The sequence below is a fragment of the Deltaproteobacteria bacterium genome (genome assembly GCA_015233135.1).
Classification (GTDB): Bacteria; UBA10199; UBA10199; order JADFYH01; family JADFYH01; genus JADFYH01.
In genome coordinates this window covers 15,808-40,782 of record JADFYH010000012.1, presented here as the reverse complement: position 1 = coordinate 40,782, position 24,975 = coordinate 15,808, and the positions used below count along the sequence as shown (strand labels likewise).

25 protein-coding genes are annotated in these 24,975 nt (G+C 45.1%); 17 read left to right on the top strand and 8 right to left on the bottom strand.

Annotated elements, in window-relative coordinates; genetic code table 11:
• Positions 1–3 precede the first annotated feature (3 nt).
• From HQM15_05650 to ilvC, 4 genes are read right to left on the bottom strand one after another with little or no spacing between them, the layout of a single operon-like run.
• Positions 4–318, bottom strand: a complete 315-nt coding sequence (locus tag HQM15_05650; protein ID MBF0492247.1) for a pyrimidine/purine nucleoside phosphorylase — start codon at positions 316–318, stop codon at positions 4–6.
• Between the two features lie 12 nt (positions 319–330).
• Positions 331–843, bottom strand: coding sequence for an ORF6N domain-containing protein (locus tag HQM15_05645; GenBank protein MBF0492246.1), 513 nt, complete (start codon positions 841–843; stop codon positions 331–333).
• Positions 844–893: 50 nt separating this feature from the next.
• A complete protein-coding gene (gene greB, locus HQM15_05640; protein ID MBF0492245.1) occupies positions 894–1,448 on the bottom strand; it encodes a transcription elongation factor GreB in 555 nt (184 codons plus the stop codon).
• A 59-nt stretch (positions 1,449–1,507) separates the two neighbouring features.
• The gene (gene ilvC, locus HQM15_05635) at positions 1,508–2,524 is read right to left on the bottom strand and encodes a ketol-acid reductoisomerase (protein ID MBF0492244.1); all 1,017 of its coding nucleotides are present in this window, start codon (positions 2,522–2,524) and stop codon (positions 1,508–1,510) included.
• 164 nt (positions 2,525–2,688) lie between these two features.
• Between ilvC and HQM15_05630 the strand changes: the two genes are divergently transcribed.
• Positions 2,689–3,108 (top strand): FKBP-type peptidyl-prolyl cis-trans isomerase, encoded by a 420-nt coding sequence (locus HQM15_05630; GenBank protein MBF0492243.1) that lies wholly within the window; start codon positions 2,689–2,691, stop codon positions 3,106–3,108.
• Positions 3,109–3,255: 147 nt separating this feature from the next.
• The gene (locus tag HQM15_05625; GenBank protein ID MBF0492242.1) at positions 3,256–4,980 is read left to right on the top strand and encodes a DNA topoisomerase VI subunit B; all 1,725 of its coding nucleotides are present in this window, start codon (positions 3,256–3,258) and stop codon (positions 4,978–4,980) included.
• Here HQM15_05625 and HQM15_05620 read toward each other — a convergent pair.
• Positions 4,958–5,134: a hypothetical protein gene (locus HQM15_05620; GenBank protein ID MBF0492241.1), complete on the bottom strand. Its 177-nt coding sequence runs from the start codon at positions 5,132–5,134 to the stop codon at positions 4,958–4,960. The two genes, HQM15_05625 and HQM15_05620, sit on opposite strands and share 23 nt — an antisense overlap.
• Positions 5,135–5,180: 46 nt before the next feature.
• On the opposite strand from HQM15_05620, the gene HQM15_05615 reads away from it, so the two are divergent.
• From HQM15_05615 to HQM15_05550, 14 genes are all read left to right on the top strand, one after another.
• Positions 5,181–8,873: a DUF2339 domain-containing protein gene (locus HQM15_05615; GenBank protein MBF0492240.1), complete on the top strand. Its 3,693-nt coding sequence runs from the start codon at positions 5,181–5,183 to the stop codon at positions 8,871–8,873.
• 267 nt (positions 8,874–9,140) lie between these two features.
• The gene (locus tag HQM15_05610; protein ID MBF0492239.1) at positions 9,141–11,186 is read left to right on the top strand and encodes a hypothetical protein; all 2,046 of its coding nucleotides are present in this window, start codon (positions 9,141–9,143) and stop codon (positions 11,184–11,186) included.
• Between the two features lie 357 nt (positions 11,187–11,543).
• On the top strand, positions 11,544–12,602 hold the full coding sequence (arsB, locus tag HQM15_05605) for an ACR3 family arsenite efflux transporter (protein ID MBF0492238.1): 1,059 nt from the start codon (positions 11,544–11,546) through the stop codon (positions 12,600–12,602).
• A 47-nt stretch (positions 12,603–12,649) separates the two neighbouring features.
• Complete coding sequence (locus HQM15_05600) at positions 12,650–13,165, top strand: hypothetical protein (GenBank protein MBF0492237.1); 516 nt, start codon at positions 12,650–12,652, stop codon at positions 13,163–13,165.
• Positions 13,166–13,315: 150 nt separating this feature from the next.
• Entirely contained in the window at positions 13,316–13,558 is a 243-nt protein-coding gene (locus HQM15_05595) for a hypothetical protein (protein MBF0492236.1), read from the top strand.
• A gap of 205 nt (positions 13,559–13,763) precedes the next feature.
• The gene (locus tag HQM15_05590; protein ID MBF0492235.1) at positions 13,764–16,142 is read left to right on the top strand and encodes a chemotaxis protein CheA; all 2,379 of its coding nucleotides are present in this window, start codon (positions 13,764–13,766) and stop codon (positions 16,140–16,142) included.
• Entirely contained in the window at positions 16,135–16,563 is a 429-nt protein-coding gene (locus HQM15_05585; protein ID MBF0492234.1) for a purine-binding chemotaxis protein CheW, read from the top strand. The genes HQM15_05590 and HQM15_05585 overlap by 8 nt, the downstream gene beginning before the upstream one ends.
• Before the next feature lie 37 nt (positions 16,564–16,600).
• The gene (locus HQM15_05580; GenBank protein ID MBF0492233.1) at positions 16,601–18,022 is read left to right on the top strand and encodes a hypothetical protein; all 1,422 of its coding nucleotides are present in this window, start codon (positions 16,601–16,603) and stop codon (positions 18,020–18,022) included.
• A 20-nt stretch (positions 18,023–18,042) separates the two neighbouring features.
• On the top strand, positions 18,043–18,408 hold the full coding sequence (locus tag HQM15_05575) for a response regulator (GenBank protein MBF0492232.1): 366 nt from the start codon (positions 18,043–18,045) through the stop codon (positions 18,406–18,408).
• Between the two features lie 6 nt (positions 18,409–18,414).
• The gene (locus tag HQM15_05570) at positions 18,415–19,473 is read left to right on the top strand and encodes a chemotaxis response regulator protein-glutamate methylesterase (protein ID MBF0492231.1); all 1,059 of its coding nucleotides are present in this window, start codon (positions 18,415–18,417) and stop codon (positions 19,471–19,473) included.
• Between the two features lie 10 nt (positions 19,474–19,483).
• Entirely contained in the window at positions 19,484–20,314 is an 831-nt protein-coding gene (locus tag HQM15_05565; GenBank protein ID MBF0492230.1) for a protein-glutamate O-methyltransferase CheR, read from the top strand.
• A gap of 15 nt (positions 20,315–20,329) precedes the next feature.
• Complete coding sequence (locus HQM15_05560; GenBank protein MBF0492229.1) at positions 20,330–20,773, top strand: chemotaxis protein CheX; 444 nt, start codon at positions 20,330–20,332, stop codon at positions 20,771–20,773.
• Between the two features lie 12 nt (positions 20,774–20,785).
• Positions 20,786–21,145, top strand: a complete 360-nt coding sequence (locus tag HQM15_05555; GenBank protein ID MBF0492228.1) for a response regulator — start codon at positions 20,786–20,788, stop codon at positions 21,143–21,145.
• Positions 21,146–21,157: 12 nt separating this feature from the next.
• A complete protein-coding gene (locus HQM15_05550; protein MBF0492227.1) occupies positions 21,158–21,646 on the top strand; it encodes a hypothetical protein in 489 nt (162 codons plus the stop codon).
• Positions 21,647–21,734: 88 nt separating this feature from the next.
• On the opposite strand, the gene HQM15_05545 is transcribed toward HQM15_05550, so the two are convergent.
• Positions 21,735–22,007 carry an HU family DNA-binding protein gene (locus HQM15_05545; GenBank protein ID MBF0492226.1) on the bottom strand — a complete coding sequence of 91 codons (273 nt, stop codon included), beginning with the start codon at positions 22,005–22,007 and terminating at the stop codon, positions 21,735–21,737.
• A 238-nt stretch (positions 22,008–22,245) separates the two neighbouring features.
• On the opposite strand from HQM15_05545, the gene HQM15_05540 reads away from it, so the two are divergent.
• Positions 22,246–23,241: a hypothetical protein gene (locus HQM15_05540; protein ID MBF0492225.1), complete on the top strand. Its 996-nt coding sequence runs from the start codon at positions 22,246–22,248 to the stop codon at positions 23,239–23,241.
• 46 nt (positions 23,242–23,287) lie between these two features.
• Here HQM15_05540 and HQM15_05535 read toward each other — a convergent pair whose 3' ends face one another.
• Together HQM15_05535 and HQM15_05530 are read right to left on the bottom strand one after the other, a co-directional pair.
• Entirely contained in the window at positions 23,288–24,274 is a 987-nt protein-coding gene (locus HQM15_05535) for a serine/threonine protein kinase (GenBank protein MBF0492224.1), read from the bottom strand.
• 9 nt (positions 24,275–24,283) lie between these two features.
• The gene (locus tag HQM15_05530; GenBank protein ID MBF0492223.1) at positions 24,284–24,889 is read right to left on the bottom strand and encodes a hypothetical protein; all 606 of its coding nucleotides are present in this window, start codon (positions 24,887–24,889) and stop codon (positions 24,284–24,286) included.
• Positions 24,890–24,975: the final 86 nt, after the last annotated feature.

Below are 24,975 nucleotides of genomic sequence, written 5' to 3'. Positions count from 1 at the left end.
CCTCTATTCAAAACTACACAGGTATTCGCAGATTCCATTTTCAACCGCAATCTCAAAAGAAGAATTCGCCGGCACTTGAAAGGCTTCTGTCTCTTTATAATTTTTCCACTCGTTTGAGCCCGCAATTTTTGCGCGGCAGCCGCCTGCGGTAATCTGCATTACTTCGGCAGATGTGGTGTTGAAGGTGTACGAGCCAGGATAAATCAGGCCCAATGTTTTTTTGGAGCCATCTTTGAATAACAGGCTGTGACTGACGACCTTGCCGTCAAAATAAATATTGGCTTTGAGAGGGACGATGACATTTTCGATGGGGTTCATGTATAGCTCCATTTAATTTCGAAATCCCATTTTTCGTTTTGGTTTTACCGGTTCTTCCATTAGTTGACGGATGGCTTCAAAGACTATTTTGAATTGACCGTCGTATTTTCTTTCAAGGGAGTTTAATTTTTTGGATAGATCTGTATTAGTCGAAATGAGCTGACGAATTTTGACGAAAGCTCGCATGATTTCGATGTTTACTTGGATGGCTCGAGGACTATTCAACACGCTTGAGAGCATGGCGACGCCTTGTTCGGTAAAGGCGTAAGGTGTGTATTTTCGGTGAGCGCCCCTATTCGAGGTTTCTAAGGTCACAATTTGTGACCTTAGAAATGCAAGTTCCTGATAATTAAGCTGAAACATAAAGTCTGAAGGGAATCTCTCAAGATTTCTTTTTACTGCTTGATTAAGAGTTTTGACTTCTACTCCATACATTTTGGCTAAATCTGAATCCAAGATTACTTTTTCTCCTCGAAATAAGTAAATACTGTCCTGAATGTTTTGAACTGGGATTATTTGGGGCATAAGAGTTTTCTTGAAGTCACAATTTGTGACTTCAAGATTATAAGCACTTATTATTCCTCAATCTCCTTATACTCAATTCTAATAATTTCAACTTCTTTAGGTCCCTTGGGAGTTCGCACGGTGACTACATCTCCCACCCTTGCCTTGAGCAGGCTTAAGGTGAGGGGAGACACCCAGGAAATCTTCTTCTTCGAAATATCGGCTTCGTCTACACCCACAATCGAATAAGTTTTTTCTTCGCCGTCTTCATCCTGATAAGTCACGGTGGCGCCAAAAAATATTTGATCCGACTTCACTTGGCCAGGGGCTACTTGTTCAGCAGCTTCGATTCTTTTGGTGAGAAAACGAATGCGGCTGTCGATTTCCCGTAGCCGTTTTTTACCATAAATGTAATCCCCATTTTCGGAGCGATCTCCGTTTCCCGCAGCCCAGGAAACGATTGCGGTCACCTTGGGTCTTTCTTCATATTTGAGGCGCTGCAGTTCTTGCTGCAATTTTGAAAAACCTTGAGGCGTGATGTAATTCTTCACTCCGCTGGGCATAAGGGGTTCGGGGATATCTTCTAAATCTTCCGAATCATTTTCTTTGGTAAAGGCTTTGCTCATAAAATACAAAGCCCCTAAAAATATTCAGGGGCTTTGTGAGTTAGATTCATGTTTTTTTACTATCTCTTACTTCGATCAATTCCCCCACCCAACCAAGGCATCATCGCTCTCAGCTTGGCACCCACTTTTTCAACAGGATGATTTTCACCTTCTTTGCGAAGACGGTTAAAATTAGCGGCACCGCTTTCTTTTTCGTTGATATATTCTTTGGCAAACTCACCGGACTGAATTTCACCCAGAATTTTTTTCATGTTGTTTTTGACGTAAGAATCGATAATTCGAGGGCCGCGAGTGAGATCGCCATATTCCGCGGTATCCGAAATAGAATATCTCATGTTGGCAATGCCACCGGCATAGATGAGATCCACAATGAGTTTTACTTCGTGCAGGCATTCAAAATAAGCCACTTCGGGCTGGTAACCGGCTTCCACCAAGGTTTCGAAGCCTTTTTGAATGAGAGCAGAAACACCCCCGCAGAGCACTACCTGCTCCCCGAATAAATCGGTTTCACATTCTTCGGTGAAAGTGGTTTCGATGACGCCGGCTCGTGTTCCGCCAATTCCTTTGGCGTAGGCCAGGCCAATTTCTTTGGCCTTTCCGCTGGCATTTTGTTGTACAGCGATCAGGGCAGGAACTCCCTTGCCTTCTTTAAACTGATCCCGAACAAGATGCCCGGGGCCTTTGGGGGCAATGAGGATGACGTCTAAATCTTCGCGAGGGACTATGCGTCCGAAGCGAATATTAAAACCATGCGCGAAAAAGAGGGCAGAACCTTTTTTAAGATTGGCTTTTAAATGATTGTCATACAGGGCTTTCTGAGCTTCATCGGGAACCACAAGCATGGCCACATCGGCCCATTTGGCGGCCTCGCTGTTGTCGCTGAACACTTCAAGGCCGGCAGCCTTTGCCTTGGCGATGCTGGCGGATCCTGCCTGGAGAGAAACTTTTACATGGAGTCCACTTTCCTTCAAATTCAGGGCGTGGGCGTGTCCTTGAGAACCATATCCAAAGATCACAATGTTTTTGTTTTTGAGATGCTCGAGGTTTGCATCGCTATCGTAGTAGACTGTTGCCATAATTTGCTCCTTCATTCGTTAAAAAAAATTGAGTTCTAACCCTTACAGGATGAGGAAATGAGAAGCAAGTCCATATTCATGAGCTTTCAACTTGCTTGTTTTTTAAAATTGAATAAGTTTCGTCCTCCTATTTTTGTAAAAACCTATTACTAAAAGGAGACCCCATGAAAAGGATTTTTCTATTCATCTTTTTATTTTCACTTTTTACCCTTCCTCTTTGTTCCACCAATCCTATTACTACCAATCCCAGCGGGCTTCGATATGCAGAATTGAAAGTGGGAACGGGGGCCGTGGCGACTGCGGGGAAAACGGTCAGCGTGCATTATACAGGTTGGTTAGATGAAAAGGGTGCAAAAGGGAAAAAGTTTGACAGCTCCGTTGATCGCGGACAGAAATTTGAATTTCATCTGGGTGCGGGCCAGGTCATTAAAGGTTGGGATGAAGGAGTCGCTGGAATGAAAGTAGGCGGAAAACGCACGCTCTATATCCCTTCAAAATTAGGCTACGGGGCTCGTGGAGCTGGAGCGGCTATTCCTCCTAATGCGGATTTGATCTTTGATGTGGAGTTATTTGAAGTGAAATAGACCTCTTGCATAACCTACTGCGCGATTCAATTGCGGCGTTGCGGTATCCAAAACATCCTCATTTACAGTAGTAAACTCCGGTGTTTTGGACCCTCCGCGCCTTGCTCTTGAACCGCTCGTGACGGTTATCCAAGAGGTCTAATAATTATGGCAAAAGCACAAAGCATCACCTCCTCAAGCAGCGCCGAATATTTTTCAAAGAACCTCCAACAGGTGGGTTTTTCTTCTTACACCAAGGCGGTGCTCACCAGCGTGAAAGAGGCCGTCGATAATTCTTTGGATGCCTGCGAAGACGCGGGCATCCTTCCGGAGATTTCCGTCCTCGTTGAAAAAGTGGGGGAAGGCACGGCCAAGAATGCCGATTCCATCCGTATTCGTGTCGAAGACAATGGCCCGGGTCTTGAGGTTGAAGAGGTCGTTAAAGTATTTGGCGAGTATCTGGCCAGTTCCAAACTCGGCCGAGGCCGATGTAGTCGAGGTCAGCAAGGGATTGGTATTTCTGCAGTCACCACTTGGGCTCAATTGACGAGTGCGCGCGGTGCAAACATCATCACCAAAACGGCCAAGATGCGCAAGGCCTGCCAGTGTGTGGTAGAAGTCGATATCAAGCACAACAAAGGGGTGATGAAATCCAAGGAAGCTATTGAGTGGGATAGAGATCACGGCGTCGCTTGTGAATTTGTGATTGATGCCCGCATCCAATTAAATGGCGAAGGAGGACTGCTGGCCTACCTCAGTGGTACCACCTTGGTGAATCCTCACCTGAGTCTGCGTTATAAAATTCTGGATCAAGACTGGGTAGAGATCGAACGGGTAAGCGACGTGCTGCCCGAGATTCCTGATTCTACCGACCCTCACCCTCACACCATGAAGCTGGGTGAATTTATCGCCCATTCGCATCTGTTTGGTCGTGTCTCCCTAGGCGCCTGGCTGAGAAAGGGTTTTTCGCGTATTTCTGATTCGGTCTTGGATGAGATGAAGAAAGACGGAATTACCCAAACTCTTTTTGACAAAAGTGTGGATAAAGCCACCGAAGAAGATTTCAAGAAGGTATTTGCCGCGCTACAAAAGGCAAAACTGATGGCGCCCTCCACCAAAAGCGTACTCAGTATCGGAGAGGCGGCTCTCTCCAAGAGTATCCAACGCGTAGGTCAGGTGGATTTCTTTTCGGTGGTGTCTCGCAAGCCCGCCATTTGTGATTTTAAACCCGTTTTGGTGGAAGTGGCGATTGCCAGGCTCTTGGATAAAAATATGTCCGAAGATCAGACCGTTATCCTGCAACGCTTTGCCAACCGGGTGCCGCTGCAATTTGATAAATCTTCCTGCGCTATGACCAAGGCGGTAGAGTCGATCAATTGGCGTGCTTACGGCCTCAATCAGCCCAAAAATAGTTTACCGCTCGGACCTTTCATTATTGCGGTGAGCGTGGTGTCTCCTTTTATTAAATTTAAAAATGCCTCCAAAGAAACGGTGGATGCCAGCGATGAACTCGTCGAAGAAATCCGCCGCACGCTGATTCAAGCCGGTCAAAGGTTGTCAAAATATATCAAGCGAGAAAACAAAGAAGCCGACCTGGAAAAGAAGCGTCAACACATCGAGATGTTTGCTCCAATTCTAGTCGACGGAGCCTGCCGCATTACCAAATCCCCCAAAGCCCGCCGTGAAAAAGCCCTCGAAGGCCTGGCAAAAATTCTGGGCCGCGACGCCGCCCTTGCTGAACAAGAACTTAAGATTGCGACAGAGCATGCAGAAGAAGCGCTGTTGAAGATGGAGCAGGTTGCGGGTATTCTGCCGATGGAAACTCCGGTATTCAAAAATGGTCAGGCGGAATTGTTTTTGGAAGAGAATTCTAGAAACAAAAAAATAAAATAGATTCAATTTCTAGCCATTTATTGGCAGAAAAGAGGAGTTGGAAGAGCTGAAGGGCCTGTTGGCAAAGAAAAGTGCCAGTCTGGTGGTCATTAAGGGTAGGCGCCGCATTGGTAAAAGTCGTCTGGCCCAGGAGTTTGGCAAATCCTTCAAACAAGCCTATTTTATCTCAAATGCATTGAGCCTCAGAATAAGGAGAATTTATGGATTTTGGTCTTTCGATCTGCTTCACCTTCTTTTTCATTATTCTTACTATCATTGCACTCATCAAGGCCAGTTCTGCAGGCTCCAAGATTGCTTCGCTGGAGCGAGAGATCAAAATTTTTCGGGAAGAAATCAAAGAGCTTCAGAAGCTTTTCAATCAGGGGCTTCCCAGTTCTCCGCCAGTAAAAACCGAGGCTCCGGTGCAGAAGCCTCAGCCTCAAGCCCAGGCAGCTTCTGCCCCAGTGGTTTCACCGATTGTAGATCTGAGAACTTCGCAAAATGTCAATGTAGCTCAGGAAGTGCATCAGGAGGTAAAATCTGAATCTTCTTCTCAGGCCAATCTACCTCTACCAAAAAATCTTCCACCACCACCTCCTCCTCCAATTCCAAAAGCAGCCCCAGCCCCTCCTCCACCCCCGCGAAAGAAAATCGAGTGGGAGCGTTGGATTGGTGTGCGTGGCGCGGCTTTGCTGGGTGGAATCGTTTTGGTCATCGCGGCCTTTCTCTTTTTTCAATATGCTGTGGAGAATGAATACATCAAATTCACACCTATTGTACGCGTGGCCCTGGGAACCCTCGCGGGGCTTTTTTTCCTTATTTTTTCGGAATTTTTGCGCAAACGAAAATTTGATCAGGTGCCGAACGCCCTCAGTGGGGCAGGGATTGTGGCGCTTTATACGTCGTTTTGGGCGGCTAAGTCTATCTACGAACTCATTACTTTCCCCATGGCCTTTGTGTTGATGCTGATGGTGACGCTCTCCTGTGCCTTGCTGTGTCAGCGTTACAAGTCTCTCTTTGTTGCCGTGCTGGGTTTAGTCGGCGGATTTTTAACGCCTCTGGTTTTAAGCTCGGGCTCCGATAATCCAATCGGTCTTTTTGGCTATGTCCTCTTGCTGGATCTGGCTTTTTTGTGGGTAGCTCAAAAACAGAAATGGACGGTCATTTCCAATCTGGCTCTGGTTTTAACCTTTGTGATTCAAGCGATGTATATCTTCGGCAAAATGGGGCCCGATCGTCTTCCATTAATTTTGGGCGTGCTTATTCTCTTTGCCGCTGTTTTTGCTTTTTACCATTTTAAAAATTCCGACTCCAAAGAAGGCAATCTCTTTCAACAAGGCTTTTCTATTTTAGTGCCCTTTGTTTTTGCCCTCTATTTTGCGTCTAACGCGCAGATGGGGCTGCATCTCTATCCCATCGCGGCCTTCATGATCGTGATGAATCTGCTGGCCATCTGGATCGTGCGTCAACAAGGCCATGGCTTTCTGCTCAGTTCCGCATCTTTTGCCACCATGCTGGTTTTTTCCATTTGGCTTTCCACCCAGACACTCAATAGCGCCAAGGCCTGGGAGTTGATGGGCAGTCTGCTGGCTTATTCTAGCCTCTGGTATTTTTCTCCCAAGATGATTGGAGATGCCAAACTTTCTGCGTCGGGGAGCCTTGTGACTTTATTGTTCTCGATGCTCTTGCTGATTTTTGTAATTGGCAATGTGCATGCGGGCTTGTCGATTCTGCCGGTGGGGATGCTATCATTACTGTTTGGCTTCATGATTCGTCGTGTGGCCTATCAATCCAACAAAGTCTGGGCCTGGGCTGCAGCCGCGGGACTTACCTTTCTGATATTTCTGGTGGCCTTGGTGGTTCGATGGGATCAAGGGTTTTCGCTGTTTGAGTTTATTGGCTTTATGGCCTTGTTTGCTCTCAGTTTTCTTCCCTCCGCTGGAAAACTGGAAGCTCTGGAAATCCCCTTGGCCTCTCTCATCGGCCTGCAGGCGCCCTTTCTTTTTGTGTGGATCCTGGGGCTCAAACCTGGTCTTTTTGAGTATTATTATCCTTTGGGACTATTGCAGCTTTTACTCTTAGGCCTCAATCTGCACAGCAACAAACGTTATGCAAAGGCGCCGCTGTCGCTGCTGACGGCCATCAATTTGATTATCTCTTTTGCGCTCTGGTTTTATGCCGGGCGTCTTGCACATTTTTCGCTCACGGAAATCCCTCTCGCTCATTATCCCCTTTTTCTGGAGGGCTTGAGCTTCTTTGTTCTCTACGCCTTGGTGCTGCAAATTTTTTCAGAAATTTTTTCCAGTATAAAGTCACTCAAGACTGGAGCCCTTACTTATTCCATTGCCAGCCTAGTCTTAGCAGAGCTGTTTTTCCAGGAACAAAAATTATTCTTTTGGACCTGGATGCTCTGCTGGAGTTTCTACGCCCTGCTGTTGTTCCGACAGGCTCATGTTTTTGATAAAAAATATTTTAACCTGATCGGCGCCGTCATCCTTTCTTACGGCTTTACAAGCGTGCAAACTCTTTTGCTGGGCCCTGTGACCGAGGCAATGCCTGCCTTGCACAGCTTTTGGCTTTTTGTCTTCTTTTGGATGCTGCTCTACCAGGGCTTTGCCCTCAAATGGCCTAATGTTTTTAACGAGCATGCCGCTGCGGCTTTTGCCATTGTTCAAATGATCCTTTTTGCACTGGGGGAATTTTCGGACAAGAACCTCTTGGAGAGTATGGGCATGCTTTCCCTGTATGCCTTCATGGTGGTACTGGCCGCCAGCCGTTTACCGGCGGGGCTTTGGTACGGGGCGGCGATGATCTTGACGCTGCTCAGTCATGTCTTGCTGATGCTGGATGTGAAGATTCCAGAACTTTATGAAAAAATGTTTTTCATCGAACTGGCCGCCGTCTGTTTTTTCACCCTCTGGCCTTTTCTCTTCAAAAAACGTTTTTTGCAAGACAAATGGATCTGGCTCTTTTCTGCCCTGGCTGCGCCTCTTTGGTTTATCCCTCTCAAACACCTTTTTATTCATCAATGGGGCGATGCTTTTATTGCCGTGCTGCCTGTAGGGCTTGCCGTTCTTTCCCTCTTTTCAGCGCGTCAAATTTCGCAGATGTCTTTTGCCACTTCTTCGCGAGAGAAAAATTACCTGGTTCTTTTCTTGGCCATTACCCTCAGCTTTGTGAGTGTGGCCATTCCTCTGCAATTGAAAAACGAATGGTGGACTATAGGCTGGGCCATCGAAGGATTTATGATGCTCCTCCTTTGGAAGAAACTGGATCACGTAGGGCTCAAATATTATGCGCTTTTGCTGCTCGCTGCGGTTACTGTGCGTCTGGTTTGCAACTCCGAGGTTTTACTCTATCACGAGCGTGGAGGCCTGCGTATCTTGAATTGGATCCTCTATACCTACTGGGTACCTGCACTGGCCTTGATTGGATCGGGACAAATCCTGATCAAGCTGGAACGTGAATGGGCACGTGCCTGGGAGGCCGCACTCTATCAAAAAGGATGGAATTTCTGGGGGATGCTCTGCAGTGCGGCTTCCATCCTCGTTATTTTTTATTGGATCAATCTGGCCATTGCCGACTGGTTTGGAACCACTTCCTTTCTATCGATTCAGTTTGAAAAAAACCAGGCCCGCGATCTGGCCACCTCCATCGCCTGGGGACTCTATGCGCTTATCCTGTTGGGCATAGGAATGTACCGCGTCAGCAAAGGCCTGCGCTGGGTGAGTTTGGTGATGTTGATGATTACCATTGGCAAAGTATTTTTGTATGACTTGTCGGGATTGAAAGATTTATATCGCGTGATGTCGCTTTTGGGACTCGCATTTTCACTCATTATTGTATCGCTGGCATACCAGAAATTTGTGTTTAAGAAGGATGATGTGGGTGTTACTAGGTTTCCCTCCCCGTAGGTGGGCCAGCATTATCTATCAGTAGGTGTGATGAAGAAAGTCCCCTCGCCCCATCCGGGGGAGAGGGTAGGGTGAGGGGGTAACTGGATTTAATTTGAGCTTTTAGTCTGTTTTCTATTTTTGTAAGGAATGAATAATGAAGTGAGAATAGAAAAAAAAGAATGCAAATTGCATCCAATATCACCCTCACCCTGCCCTCTCCCCTCGAGGGAGAGGGGAATAGACGGCAAATGAGCCTTACTAAAGTAGAGGAAAAAAGGAGAAAAAATGAAATTGAAAATAAATTATAAAATAATTGTTCTCTCTTCTTTATTACTGGCCACCCTCTCCCACGCCCAAACTCCCGGCTCGCTCAAAACTCTCTTCCCGCAAAAGTCCGACCTCTCTGTCTCCCAAGCCGGTTGGCAGCGCATCGATTTAACGCCGGAGATCCGATCCAAAATACAATCCGATTATTCCGACCTGAGAATTTTTGATGCCCAAGGAAAGGAAACCCCATTTTTTGTAGGCCAATATCAAGGTCCCAAAGAAGTCCCTGCCTCGCAAGAGCAGGTTTTGAAGGTGTTGAATGCCAAGCGCGAAAAAGTGAAAGAAAATATTTTTCTGGAAACCTATGAAATTGAGCTTCCTGGCTCACTAAACGAACAGGCCCATTATTTTATTGTCCTCAAAAGTCTCCAGGATAATTTTGTAAAACAGGTGCAGATTAAAAACAAAGAAGACGACGCCGAAGAGGCACTGCTCGAAAAAACCTCACTCTTTCGTTATGGAAGGGCTCAAGAAAAAATGAGTATTGATTGGAATCACAAGGGCGTGCATAAAATTTTGTTCAGCCTGGAAGGAGAGGGAGATTATCTGGAGCCTACTTTTCATTGGGTGCAGGAAAATGAAAATGTTCCCCGGCAGAATGAAGGGCATTCAGAGGAAGCACGCAAAGACGTGCTGTCTATTGTTGACACAAGCGAAGAGGGAAAGAAAACAGTTTTGATAGTGGGTAGACCTTCTGGAATTGTGCCTGAATCGATTCTACTCAAAAACAGCGACAGTAATTATTCGCGCTCGGTGAAGGTGTTTGATGTCAAAAAAGGCCAGGAAGTGCGTCTGGTGGGTGTGGGGAAAATATTTAATGGGCTGATATTAGGGGAGACTGGAAATCAGGAAATTCGTGTGTCTTCTACCTTTGGCGACAAACTTAAAATTGAAATAGAGAATGAAGATTCTCCCCCGCTTGTAAACCTCTCTGTGGAGGCCCTCAGCCGAAATAATCTGCTTTTCTTTTTTGTCGATTCTGAAAAATATGCAAATCTCGAATCCAATTTTGGCTCTCTTTATTTTGGCGGAGCACGAGTCAAAGCTCCACGTTACGATTTACAAGAGCTTGCGCAAGGTGTGGAGATTGAGAAGCTTTTTTTATCCTCTCATGAAGTACAGCTGGCTCCAGTGACAGCCAATGGCGATTATATCGCTGAAAAAAGTTTTGAAGAATTTCTCAAGCCGGGCATTCAGGAAGATCCCAAATCTTTTGCTTATTCCCAAAGCTTAAAAGTTTCTGAACCGGGTGGCATTGTTGCCATTCCCCTCAGTTTGGCCCATCTCGAAAATCTCAGAAAAGATCTGGGGGATTTTAGAATTCTGGATAAAGACCAGCAACAATGGCCCTATCAGCTTTCGCGGGATACGCAGGAAGTAAAAGTGGAATTAAACATTCAAAAACAAAATACTCAGAATCAGAAAACAATTTATAAAATCACCAATCCTCATCCCAAAATTGATTTAAGTTCCATCCAACTCAAAATTGACAACCTCCTATTCGACAGGCCCTACCAAATCTTTTCACATCGAGGAGAGGTGGAAGAACAGCTGGTTTCGACGGGAAGTCTTTATCGTCGACCGGGTTCCTCTTCGAATATCTCCATCTCGCTGGGCCGCCTGCGTTTTGAATCTTTGGAACTGATTGTGAGTGACGGCAACGAACAGGCTCTCGAGCTCAGCCAGGCGACCTCCAACGTAGAAACGCCTATTTTCAATGCTTTGCTGAAGGGAGATTACACGCTCTATTTTGGAAACCCCAATGTGTTGTTTCCCACTTATGAAATTACGCAATTCAAAGACCTCATCGAAAACCTTCAAGAGGCCCCCAGCGAATTAGGGCCTATTCAAAAAAATATACTGGAAGCGAAAGTTTCTCAAGTGACTCGAGAGATGGGTGGCGGGGGTGAAAAGCAATTTTATCTATGGATTCTCCTGGGTGCCGCACTGGTGGTGCTGGCGGTGTTTTCCCTTCGACTAGCGAAGGGGGGAGAGGGGAAGTAATTAACAGCATGAAGCCTATCCAGTTTATCAGTATTTTTGGAATTCTTCTCCGAGCCTTTCTTTTTATGTTAGCCCTTCTGGATGAAAGAAATGAATTTTTGTTTCTTGCCTTCGCTGTCTTGATGAACCTGTTTATACTCATCAGTTACTATTCACTTTCGAAATATAAAAAATGGGCTTGGTGGGTAATCCTCATCTATTCCTGTTTAAGCGTAGCAGTATTTTTATTGGGGCTAGTTCTCAGGCAACTTAACATTGGAATGGCAGTAAGCGTGCTATTCTCACTTTACTGTATAAAATTTTTAAGTACAAAAATAACAAGAAGAGAGTTTGGATTTTAAGGTTTTAAATATTTTTATGAAAAAACTTCAATTTTTGGATCGATTTCTCACACTCTGGATTTTTGCTGCCATGGCTATCGGCGTGGCATTGGGATACTTTTACCACGCTTTGTCGGAAATTCTACAGCATCTCCAATATGGCAATACTTCCATTCCGATTGCCGTTGGTTTAATCTTGATGATGTACCCGCCTTTTACCAAAGTGAAATATGAAGAGTTGGGTCGGGTTTTCAAAAACTACAGAATTCTTGTGCTGTCTCTCATTCAAAATTGGATCGTTGGCCCCATACTCATGTTTAGTTTGGCCGTTCTTTTTCTATCGGACAAACCCGAATACATGACCGGTCTCATCCTGATTGGTCTGGCGCGGTGCATTGCAATGGTGGTGGTCTGGAATGACCTGGCCGAGGGCAATACGGAATACTGTGCCGGACTAGTTGCCTTTAATTCCATTTTTCAGGTCTTGTTTTTTTCGGTATACGCCTATGCTTTTCTGAGGGTGATTCCAACATGGCTGGGGCTTAAGGGTGTAGAAATACACATTACCATGCTGGAAATTGCCAAGAGTGTTTTTATTTATCTGGGAATTCCTTTTTTGGGTGGCTTGTGGACACGATTCATCCTGCTCAAAACAAAAGGAGCTGACTGGTATAAAAGGGAGTTTCTGCCTCGCGTTAGCCCCATGACCTTGATCGCATTGCTTTTTACGATCATCCTTATGTTTTCACTCAAGGGGGAATACATTGTGCAGTTACCCTTGGATGTGCTTCGCATTGCCATTCCACTTTTGTTTTATTTCGTGATCATGTTCGTGTTCTCATTTCTCATAAGCAAAAAAATGGGCGCCAGTTACAGCGAGTCGACAACACTCTCCTTCACTGCGGCATCTAATAATTTTGAGTTGGCCATCGCGGTTGCCATTGCAACCTTTGGGCTTAGTCACGGAGCGGCGTTCGCTGCAGTGGTCGGGCCTCTGGTGGAGGTGCCCGTGATGATTGCTCTCGTCCACGTGGCTTTTTATTTCCGAAAGAGAATATTCCAGCAGCAAAAAGTCGAGATTGGGGTCTGCCGATGAAAATTCACCCAACTCATGGCCTCGAGAATCATGCTAACGTCTAAAATATGATCTTCTATCACTACAAGAAACCAAAAATACTTTTCGTTGGGATTAACCCTCACCCCGGATCGTTCAACCGGGGTGTGCCCTTTTCTAATAATAAGATGTTTTGGTATCTTCTCTCGCAAGCTGGAATTCTTAAGGAAAAAAAGGACGAGTTTTGTAATGATGAAACTCTAAAAAGGATTTACAAAAATAAATTCAATCCAGTCTATCAATTGGGATTCGTGAATATTATTAATAGACCAACATGCGATATTACAGAGCTGAAGAAGGGCGAAGAGTTGTCTGGTCGCAGAAAAATCTCCCGTATCATAAAGACTGAGATGCCGCAGGTCGTATGTTTCATTGGTAAAGTTACTTATGAAAAATATATCGGATCAAAAGATTTCTCTTTTGGTTGGCAAAATCCCATCCACAACACGAGAATCTTTGTCATGCATTCTCCTTTGCGAGGGAAAGCAGTTATTAGAGTTCGTGAGTTAAGGAAGGTTGCACGAAGATGTTCGCTCATTTCGTAAACTTCTTGATCGAAATTGTCTCAGCGCAGTTCGCGAGTTAACTTCCCGACTTCGATAAGCCTCTATTTTCAAAATCGTCTTTTTTTATTTCGAACTTGAACTCATCGACAAATAGGGGAATTCCCCACCCTAAAAACTAAGGAGGGCCGTGTGTCTAATACAATATCCTGCACCGTTAAAAATGAAAATTTAAATCCAATTGTTCATAAGACTCAGACTCGGGATAGACAAAAAGAAATAAGCGTAAAAAATGAAACAACTTTTTCTAACGACTTTTTGGAAACAAGGGATTCCAAAAATGACTCTAAGTATGCACGGCTTTTTGGAGCGGTATTCAATCTTCCAGAATTAGTTTATTACTATAGTGAAAGAACTGAAGAGAATGAAAAGTAAGGAATCAATGAGTAGCTCAGAAGAAGACTCGTCGAGACTTGTTTCTTTTTTGAGGCATGACGGTGAAATGCCCGCTTCATAAAAAAGATCCCCAATATCTTACTTTTTTAAGCATTCCATTCAAAATAGGGCTCAAGTTTTTGCCTTAGAGAGCCGTTGTCCGAGTTATAAATAGCCGATAATTTGGCCTTTTTTGGAGGGAAGTATGGATGATATCGTTAAGGAGTTCTTGGTTGAAAGTGCCGAAAACCTCGATCAATTAGATAGAAATTTTGTAGAACTTGAAAAAAACCCTACGGATAAAGAGAGGTTGGCTTCAATCTTTAGAGTCATTCATACGATTAAGGGGACCTGCGGCTTTTTAGGTTATTCCAAATTGGAAAAGGTGGCCCATGTGGGGGAGAGTCTTCTCTCAAAAATGAGGGATGGACTCATACTGCTTACCCCAAGCATTACGAGTACCCTGCTTAAAATGGTAGATGCGATACGGGCGATGCTGGCAAATATCGAAAGTTCCCAAAATGAGGGATCTGCCGATTATTCGCTTTTGGTGGAGGAAGTGGCCGCTCACCTGAACGCTCCTGTGGCTCCTGTAGCTCCTTTGCCTGCAGCAAAAGTGGTTCAGGAAAAGGCAATGGAACAAACTCCTCCCCTCGTTGAAGTGCAGGCCAAAGAGGAAAAAACCAAAACCCCTGCTGTGCAGTCTGAAGTTGGCAGAAGTATTTTAGAGCTTCTACAAGAAAATCGCCTGGGGCCACGCCCGCAACTTCACAAGGAAGATATTAAAAAAGAAGTTGGAGAGAATAAGATGGAGACGAAAGGTGGCAGCATTGCCGACACCAATATCCGTGTGGATGTAGATTTGCTCGATAAATTGATGAATCTGGTGGGGGAGTTGGTGTTGACTCGTAATCAAATTTTGCAATTCAGCAATCCTCAAGAAGACAGCGGTTTTCTTGCCGTCACCCAGCGCCTAAACCTGATTACTTCCGAACTGCAGGAAGGGGTCATGAAGACCCGCATGCAACCCATCGGGAATATTTGGGGCAAGTTTCCCAGAGTGGTGAGAGACCTGGCCGGACTTTGTAATAAAAAAATTCGACTTCAGATGGAAGGTCAGGAGACTGAACTGGATAAATCGCTGCTGGAAGCTATCAAAGATCCGCTCACTCATATTATTCGAAATTCTGTTGATCATGGCATTGAAGATCCCAAAGAAAGATTGGCAAAAGGAAAAGATGAGGAGGGATATATTCTACTTCGCGCCTACCACGAAGGGGGTCAGGTGAATATAGAGATTAGTGATAATGGAGGGGGGATCAATCCCGACAAAGTGAAAGCTAAGGCGCTACAGAGAGGATTGATTACACCGGAGGAAGCCTTGCAAATGAGTGATAGACAGGTGGCGAATTTTGTTTTTTTACCCGGGTTTTCCACGGCAGAAAGAGTGAGCAACATTAGCGGTCGAGGGGTGGGGATGGATGTGGTGAGGACCAATATCGAAAAAATTGGTGGCTTGGTGGAGATTCAAAGCAGTTTTGGAAAAGGGACCACCATCAAAATAAAGATTCCTCTGACTTTGGCCATTATTCCCGCACTGATTGTGACGAGCGGGGGAGAGAAATATGCCATTCCCCAGGCCTCTCTGCTTGAACTGCTGCGTGTTGAGAAGGGGGGGACTGGTACAAAGATTGAGAGGCTTCATGGAATTCCGGTTTATCGTTTGAGAGGCAATCTGCTTCCCCTGGTTTTTCTCAACCATGAACTCAGAAATGACTACTCCGAAATGGAAGAGGATCAGGTGAATATTGTGGTGCTTCAGGCCGATGGAAGACAGTTTGGTCTGGTCGTGGATGCCATCAACGACACGCAGGAAATTGTTGTTAAGCCGCTTGGAAAACAAATGAAGGGTATCCATATTTATGCCGGTGCAACCATCCTGGGAGATGGCAATGTAATACTCATACTCGATGTGATGGGAATTGCAAAAATGGCTAATGTTGTTTCTGAATTGAAAGACCCTAGTCTTCATGAATTGGAACAACAAGTACTGGGAAAGAAGGAAGATGCGCTGGCCTTGCTGCTTTTTGCTTCTTCAGATGATGGAAGAATGGCCGTGCCACTCTCGGAGGTTACCCGATTGGAAAAATTTGCTACCCAGCAAATCGAGTGGGCGGGAGGGCAACAGGTGATTCAATACCGAAATGAGATTATGCCCCTCATCAGTGTTTCGGGTCTGCTTCCTGAAAGACGGAAGATGTTGCGCAATGCCTCCAGTCTTCAGAAAATAGAGAAAGATTTTGTCGAGGTGATTGTCTATTCACGCGGAGATTCAAGGGTGGGAATCCTTATCGAAAAAGTGATCGACATTGTGGAGACTACAGAAAAAATTCAATGCAACGCCTCCCGAAAAGGGATTTTGGGATCCATCGTCATTCAAAATCGTGTCACCGAGCTGCTGGATATCAAGTCGTTGATAGAAATTCATGAAGGGCTTCTGTCAAAGAAAAGAGAAGTGAATTTTGAAGAGTCTGAGGATTTCGCTATACGCCGTGGGGGAAAAGAGGAGGGGCTTTATGTTTAAAAACAAACTCTTTTGTACCTTTTATTTAGACAAACATTATTTTGGAGTGGAGGCCTCAAAGGTTCAAGAAATTATTCGCTATCAGGTGATGAGCAGGGTTCCCCTGGCGAACGGGGTGGTACAGGGCCTGATTAATATTCGGGGTCAGATTGTCACGGCTCTGGATCTTGCAAAGCGTCTCGGTCTGGAGTCGAAGAAAAAAGAAAAGAAAGCCATGAACGTTGTTATCAAAACCGATGAGGGTGCAGTGAGTCTGATGGTGGATGAAATTGGGGACGTGATAGAAATGGAAGAGGAAAACTTTGAGAATTGTCCTGAAACGCTTTACGGGCCTATCCGTGAGCTGATTGTTGGAACTTACAAGCTCAAGGAAAAACTATTGCTGGTCCTCGATACCAATAAAGTGGTGCAGGTAGAATAATCCGACGGGTCAAATTGCAATAAAAAGGGAGTAAAACATGTCTTCAAAAAAAATGAGACTTTCAAAAAGAGTGATTATAAGCGTTTTGATGATTGCTGCGGTGGTGGTCATTACCTCTATTTTCAATTTTGTCCAACTTGCTCACCTGAAAGAAAAAAATGAGCGTGTAAACAAGATGCTGGCCCTCTCAACTTTGCTGAGTGAGCTTCGAAGTCATTTGGACAAGGCTGCAGAACAGGTCAATGATGCCGCTCTGACGAATGACAAGGAGGAGATGGACACGAATGTTTCGGAGAATATCGACAAGGCAAGCAAGGAAAGCGAGGAATTGGGTGCACTGGTAGAGGCAAGTCTGCAGGGCTATGTACAAGACATCAGGACCCTACTTCCGGATTACTACAAAAAAGGTTATGAGCTGTTCAAAGGTTTTAGAAAAAGCAAAGAAGAAATTGTCAAGCTGAGGGGGGAGTTTGATGGGGCTCGCGAGGATATCATGAGAGATCACAATACGATCTCTGAAGCCTCTGACAAGGAATTCAGGGAGACAGTGGAGGGTCTGAATAGTGCAGAGCGTATGCTGAGAATTTCTGTCATCGTTGCCCTTGCCATCGTTTTGTTGGGATCCCTCACATCGGCTTATTTGGTGTATCGCAATTTGAAAAATTTCAGAGGCGTCTTTGTGAAAGTGGAAGAAGAGATCAGCGCTTCGGCAAATGGTCTTCAAAACATTAGTCAGCAATTGGGCGCAAATGCCGAAGAGACAGCAGTGCAGGCGAATGTGGTGTCTGCTGCGGCCGAGCAGGTGAGCAAGAATGTTCAGACGGTGGCAACAGGTGTGGAACAAATGAATTTGACCATTAAGGAAATTGCAAAAAATACCGGTGATGGAACCCAGGTGGCCGGAGATGCTGTAAAAGCGGCAGAAGAAACGAATCGAACGATCTCCAAGCTTGGAAAAAGCAGTGCCGAAATTGGAAGCGTATTGAATGTGATTGCCTCCATTGCCGAGCAAACCAACCTGCTGGCCCTGAATGCAACGATTGAAGCGGCTCGGGCAGGTGAGGCTGGAAAAGGTTTTGCCGTGGTTGCCAACGAGGTGAAAGAGCTTGCCAAACAGACGGGAAAAGCCACCGAGGAAATTGGGCAGAAGATTGGGGTGATACAATCGGACACGGGTGCTGCCGTTCGCTCTATCCAGCAGATTACCACAATTATTGGCAAAATTAATGATATCCAAAATACCATTGCTTCTGCCATCGAAGAGCAGAGCGCGACCGCCAATGAAATGAGTCGCAACGTGATGGAGGCGGCAAAAGGATCTTTCGAGATTGCCAGCAATGTGACTGGAGTTGCCCAGGCCGCACAAAATACAACCCAGGGTGTTACTGAAATGCAAAGCTCAGCAGAAATGCTTTCACAAACTTCTCTCAATCTGAAAGATAAAGTTTCCCAGTTTTGAGGTATATAATGAAAACACTCATCATAGATGATTCTAAAGCGATTCGGTCGATTTTGAAAAAAATGATGGAGTCCTTCGGTTTTGAAACCTTTGAGGCTGCAAATGGCCGGGATGCCATGAAGTGCCTCAGGGAGATGAAGAATTGTGACGTCGTTCTGGTGGATTGGAACATGCCGGTGATGAGTGGGCTTGATTTTGTGAAGGAGCTACGTTCCATTGCCTTTTTCAAAAAAACAAAGATCATGATGGTGACTACCGAGTCTGGAATGAGTGGAATGAAATTGGCCCTGGCGGAAGGGGCCGATGAGTATGTCATGAAGCCTTTTAACAAGGAGATCGTCTTTGACAAACTGATTCAGTTGGGTCTTCTGCCGATGAAGGAGTAGGAAAGTATGAAAACCCGGGTGCTTATCGTTGATGATTCAGTGGTCATCAGGAAGATGGTGGGGGATATTCTTGGGGCAGAGCCCGATATGGAGCTGGTGGGACGCGCAGCCAATGGCAGGCTCGCCTTGCAGATGATTCCCCAGGTAAATCCCGATGTCATTGTGCTGGATGTGGAGATGCCCGAGTTGAACGGGATAGAAACTTTAAAAGAACTTCGGAAAACCTACAAACAGTTGCCTGTCATTATGTTTTCGACGCTGACTGGAGCGGGAGCAAAGGAGACGGTTGAGGCCCTCTTTTTGGGTGCCAGTGACTACGCTCAAAAGCCATCCAATTCGAGCATCGAGGAATCTTCAAAGGCCATTCGCTGTATTTTGCTTGAAAAAATCAGGACGCTCAGCCCTGTTACCCGTTTGGCCCAGCAGTCTGCGGCGCAGGCTTCTTTGCAGGTGAAAGCGACCAGTCCCAATAAAAAAATTGATTTAGTTGTGGTGGGGGCCTCTACGGGTGGTCCCAATGCCCTCTCGGAATTTTTTTCAAAAATACCGACAAGCTTTACCACTCCCATTTTGGTGACTCAACACATGCCTCCGGTGTTTACCAAATTGCTGGCAGAACGTTTGAGCAGCAAGTCAAAATACAACATTACGGAAGGTGAGAACAAGTTAACGCTTCTCAGTGATACCGCCTATATTGCACCTGGGGATTTTCATATGGGGCTTCGCAAGGATGGCTTTCAGGTGAGCATTGAGTTGAATCAAAATCCTCCGGAAAACTCCTGTCGTCCCGCTGTAGATTATATGTTTCGTTCTGCGGCAGAAATTTTTGGGGGGAATATCCTGGGAATTATTTTTACAGGAATGGGTCAGGATGGTTTGAGGGGGACGGAAAAAATTCTGGAAAATGGTGGAAGTGTGATTGTTCAGGATGAGGCTACAAGCGTGGTGTGGGGTATGCCAGGAGTTGTTGCAAAAGCAGGTCTGGCATCGGCAGTGCTTCCTTTGTCCGAGATTGTCCCCGAAATGGTGAGAAGAACCCAGGCTGTTAAAATGGGAAAAATTTAAGAAAGAGCGTATGCCCTTAAGCAAAGACGAATTTGATTTGGTGAGAAAGGTGGTGAGGGATCGCTCCGCAATCGTTTTGGAGGAGGGCAAGGAATATCTGGTGGAGGCTCGTCTTAATCCTGTGGCCAGGGAATTCAAACTTCCCAATTTATCTACGCTGATTCAAAAATTGAAAGGTGTCGGTGAGTATTTGGTGATCCAAAAAGTAGTGGAGGCCATGACCACCAATGAGACCTTTTTCTTTCGAGATATTTATCCCTTTGATTCACTAAAAAAAAATATTTTGCCCGATCTGTTGTCGAGAAGAAGTCCTTCGGGGCCTTTAAATATTTGGTGTGCAGCCTCTTCTACAGGCCAGGAGCCCTACACCATTGCGATGCTGATTGCAGAAAATTTTCCTCAACTCAAAAATGATGGAAGACTGAAAATAATAGCGAGCGACATTAATGAAACTGTTTTGAACAAGGCCCGAGAAGGAATTTATACCCAGCTTGAAGTCAACCGGGGTTTACCCGCGTCTCTGTTGGTTAAATATTTTCAAAAAAAAACACTGAACTGGCAGCTGAAAGATGACCTCCGGAAGATGGTTGAATACAGAAATATCAATCTTTGCCAACCCCTTCCCCAGTTGCCTCCATTGGATCTTGTGTTTATCCGAAATGTGCTGATTTATTTTGATGTGGAAACCAAAAAAAAAGTTTTGGCTGGAATTAAAACGATGCTCAAACCGGATGCTTATTTGTATCTTGGAGGTGCGGAAACCACCTTTGGGATTGATGAAGATTTTGAAAGAATTCGTTTTGATCAGGCAGTTTGTTATCAATTGAAAAGAAAGAAATAGGAGAGAGGGGGACTCATGGCTTACGAAGAAGAATTAGGGAGTATAGTGACAAACATCTGCCAAACCATGCTAGGCTGGGAGGTGGTGGTTAAGACAGAGGCGTCCAATGGCTGCCAAAACGACTCCAGTTGTCTCTGTGGAAATATTTCGATCACGGGAGCCTGGCAGGGAGAATTTTTTCTTAAAATGCCACTGAGTCTGGCCCAAAAAGCGACTGAAGCAATGTTTGCTTCAGCGCCGGGTTCTGCTACAGAAGATGAAGTTCGAGATGTCTTGGGGGAGCTGACGAATATGGTGAGTGGCAGTTTTAAATCGATGCTAGAGGGAAATTGCCAGCTTTCACTTCCTTCAGTCCTTCAGGGGAATGTGGTTATTCCAAGGACGGAGCAGATCTGTCACCTGATGTTTGAAACCCAGAAAGAGACCTTTGAAGTGACTGTGTTGCAGGGCCGCAGATAAGGAGCTGGTGTTATGAAAATCTTGATTGTCGACGATAGCAAGGCCATGAGAATGATTGTTAGCCGAAATATCCGACAATCAGGGATAGAGATTAGCGAACTGAAAGAGGCCGGAAATGGAAAAGAGGCCTTGGCTGTGATGGAAAACTGGACACCCGATTTGATTCTGTCCGATTGGAACATGCCCGAGATGTCTGGAATTGAATTTCTACAAAAAATGAATGAACGTGAGATTAAAATCAAATTTGGTTTTGTCACCGCGGAAGGCACAGCAGAGATGAAGAAACTGGCTTTTGATACCGGAGCACTTTTTCTGATTGCAAAACCGTTTACCCCCGAAGCCTTTAAACAAAATTTGTTGGCTCTAAGATAAAGAGTCAGCCCTATGGAAAAAATCATCTATATTCCTGCCCCCAAAGAAATAAAATTATTTTTTGAAGACTTGTTTGCAAAAAAAATAGAAGTGGAAACTGCTCCTGCTTTTTCTTATCCATTCACCACGCCTACCCTGGTAGGGTCTTTTATTGATTCGAATAGTTTGGAAATCAAGGTGCTGGTAGTTACTGATTTGCCATTCGCTTGTTTTGCAGGTGGGGCTCTGTCGATGATTCCCGCAGCTGTAGTCAAAGAGGATATTAAAGAGAACAAGGTGACACCGAACATCCTCGATAATTTAAAAGAAATTATGAATATCACCTTGGCCTTGTGCAACAGGGAATTCTACGCCCATTTGAAATTGAAGGATATGTTTGACAGCAAAAGCCTGCCTGAAGAATTTACAACGTTGCTTCAAAAGAAGGCTGCTCAAGTTGTTGCCGTGGAAATTGAAATTGCCTCGTATGGAAAGGGCAAGTTTGCACTTTTGGCCTATTAGAAACATTGAACAGAAATTTTAAAAATAAAAAAACCCCACCTCGAAAGAAGTAGGGTTTTTTGTAACTTCTCACTCCTCACTTACAAAACTATTTCACAGAATCTTTTAGGGTTTTACCTGGCTTGAATCGGGGAACATTGGCGGCTTTAATGTTGATTTCTGCGCCAGTCTGAGGATTGCGGCCTTTGCGAGCTTTTCTCTTGCTCACTTGGAAGGTCCCAAAACCCGTTAAGGTAATCTTGTCTTTTTTCTTAAGACATTTGGTGATGACGGTGGTGAGTGAGTTGATCGCATTTTCGGAAGCTGCCTTTGAGAGGCCAGTTTCTTTGGCGACCTGATTGATGAGTTCGGCTTTGGTCATGAGACCCTCCTGGTCATGAATCCCGCTATTCGCAGGATAAGGTTAATTAATAAAACTTGGAAGTACAGTATTGATGCAAGTTTGCTGTTTGCATAAACAGCAAACATTGATGGTATCTTACGAAGATGCCGAGTGAAGTCAATGACTAATTAAGCAAATTTTAACAATTCTTATAACGCAAGGTGTCGCCCCCTGTTTATGATGGAAGATTTTTAAAATCTGATGTTATATCTCAAACATGACCAATGTCCAAAATCGACTCCCTCCTTCCAATCCAAGTTCTGCAAACGATGCCGTGATGCAGAATCGCTTTCAAAATAGAATGGATGTTTTCAAAAAAGCAGAGATTTCTGCAAGTGCCCCGCAAACAGCAAATCCAGACATGAGCATTGTTCCAGAAGGTAGTGGGCACATCAATTACTCTCCCGAGAGTGTGCAGATTTTAGACCAGATGGCCAATGATTTGCTGGATCATCTCTTGCCTCCCGATCCCTCGCGCAGTGACGCAGAAAATTTATCCACCCGTTTGGAATTCATCCGCGAGCAGGCTCCTGAGCTACAACGAGAAATGACTATGTTTCGAGAAGTGGTTCGCCAGGTTCGGGAAGCTGTTTTTGCCCAGGGCATGGACATCATGCAAGCGCTCAACATGTTGCGGGTCGATCAGGGAGGCGCCTTGTATCAGCGTTTCCAGGATTTTTTATCGAAAACCTTTCCCCTGGAGAGAAATCAGTTTTTTCAAAAGTTGGAAAACCTATCGCCCGAGGCAGTGAAAAATATCTTTGGTTCTGCGGAGGCCTTGGGGGCCTTTCTTCAAAAAAATCAAAGTCCCGAGGCACAGAGTCGAAATCCGGCCCTGGCGGTTTTGGAAATGGTGAAGGGAGAAATCAATCCCCAACAGCCCGAACATTTTTTGGTCGCCCTTCAAATTTTTTCCAAGGAATTTAATACGGAGAATACTCAAAAATTATTAAGCTATCTGAAACGTCGCGGGGTGTTGGATGAGAACGAATATTTAAGATATATGCAGAGTTTTAGGGCTCCTCCGGAACAACATGCGGCTCTTTGGGGCAAAGAAGAAATTAAGCCTATTCGTTTTTGGTATATTCTGCTGGCCGTGCTTTGCTTTGTGGTTTCTTATGGTATTGAACACGACTTTGTGGTTTCCCTCTTGGTGGGGCTTGGAATGGCGGGATTGATGGGGCTTTTGAATTTTATGTTGAGGAAGAAGTGATCTCCCTCACCCTCACCCTCTCCTGGAGTAGGAGAGGGTGAGGGAGTTACCGTGTCTCCTGCATCGCCGAAATCTGTTCCTTCAAACTCAACAGAAAATCTTCCCAATATCTTCTCTCGGTATAATAAGGAAACGCCCGCTGAAAAATTTCTTCTTCATAACGTTGGCCTATCCAGGCCGCGTAACGAATCATTCTTAAAGTGCGCAAGGCCTCGCTCAGTCGTAGTTCGCGGGTATCGAAGTCCCAGAACATTTCATAGCCTTTAAAAAAGGCCTCTCGTTGTTCAAAAATTTCTTCTTCGCTGCCATGAAAGAGCATCCACAAATCCTGCACCGCGGGGGCCCTTACCAGATCATCAAAATCCAGCAAGAAGGCGCCCTCCTTGTTCCACAGGATATTTCCCAGGTGGCAATCGCCATGGAGTAAAATATTTCTCGTGTGTGAAGAAAAAAAAGTTTCGCTGAGTTGGATGGCCTGGGTGAGTAAATGTTTGATGTTGTGGACGAGATCTGCGGGTAAAAAAGTCTGGCTCAAAATAAATTCCAGAGAATCGTAACCATAGGTCTGAGGCGTTAAAGTGAGGCGATGCTTCGTCTCAAAACTTTCACCTACCCTGTGAAGCCTGGCCAGACTGCGTCCCAGCCATTCACGGTCTTGCAGGGAAAGATCCGGATTTTCGCGGCCCCTGAATTTGGGATAAAGCGCATAATAAAATCCATCCCTTTCTGCCAGACTTTTACAGCTTGAAAGGGGTTTATCCAAATAATAAGGCGCCACCACAGGAATTTCGAGTTCGTCCAAGGCATCCATAAAAAGATGTTCCTCGCGAATGGCCTCCAGGCTCCAGCGCCCGGGCCTGTAAAATTTGGCCACTATTGGCTCTCCTTCTTCCAAACGAATTTCATACACACGATTTTCGTAACTGTTGAGCGAGTAGAATATTCCGGTAGGCTCAAAACCCTGAACGCTCACAGCATCGAGGAGGAGGGAGGGGAGCAGCTTTTCGAAGGGTTTGGAGAATTTTTGAGTCATGATGGATCATCACTTCCATTCCTCTGCTTCCTCGTCAATTTCCTCGGAATCGATGCTCATAAAATCCATCCTTTCTTCTTCGCTCAGGCTCACCATTTCAAATTCTTTTTTCTTTGAAGAATTTGCAGGTTCCTTGCTGGAAAAAAGATGGAGGGTTTCTATCTTGTTTTTTTCCTGGCGAAATTGAAGGACTTCGAGGGAGAGCCCCTGAAAATACTTGAGACAAGAAAGTAGCGACGTATCAATGGTTGCGGTCATCAATAAAAAAATGGGTTTGAGTGGATGCTCTTTTTCATTGAGCTGGGGAACGGTTGAAACAATTTCTTTAAAATTTTCTTCAACCCTCAAAAAAATGGGCAAAAGCTTGGAGAGGCCGTACCATTGCAAATTGGGGCAGTACCAAACAAAGACCAGTTCCTGGGGTTTTCGAAGCGCAACAAAGTCCACCACAGAATTTTGGTGGGGGACTTTATAAAAGCTCTTTAAAAGTTTTAATGTGGGGAAAATGCTGAGGAGATGTTTTGCATACAAATTCCAGGGCTTTGCCAGGCGAGAATAGGAAGTAGATTCATTAAAATCTATTTCACTATAAAGCTTGAATTTCTTTTGCAGCATAGGCGGCATTGTGTCTTATTTCTAAGGCGTTAGTCTAGTTAAAATATCCCACTCCCTCATTGACATTAGCTTTCCCCGTGATAATT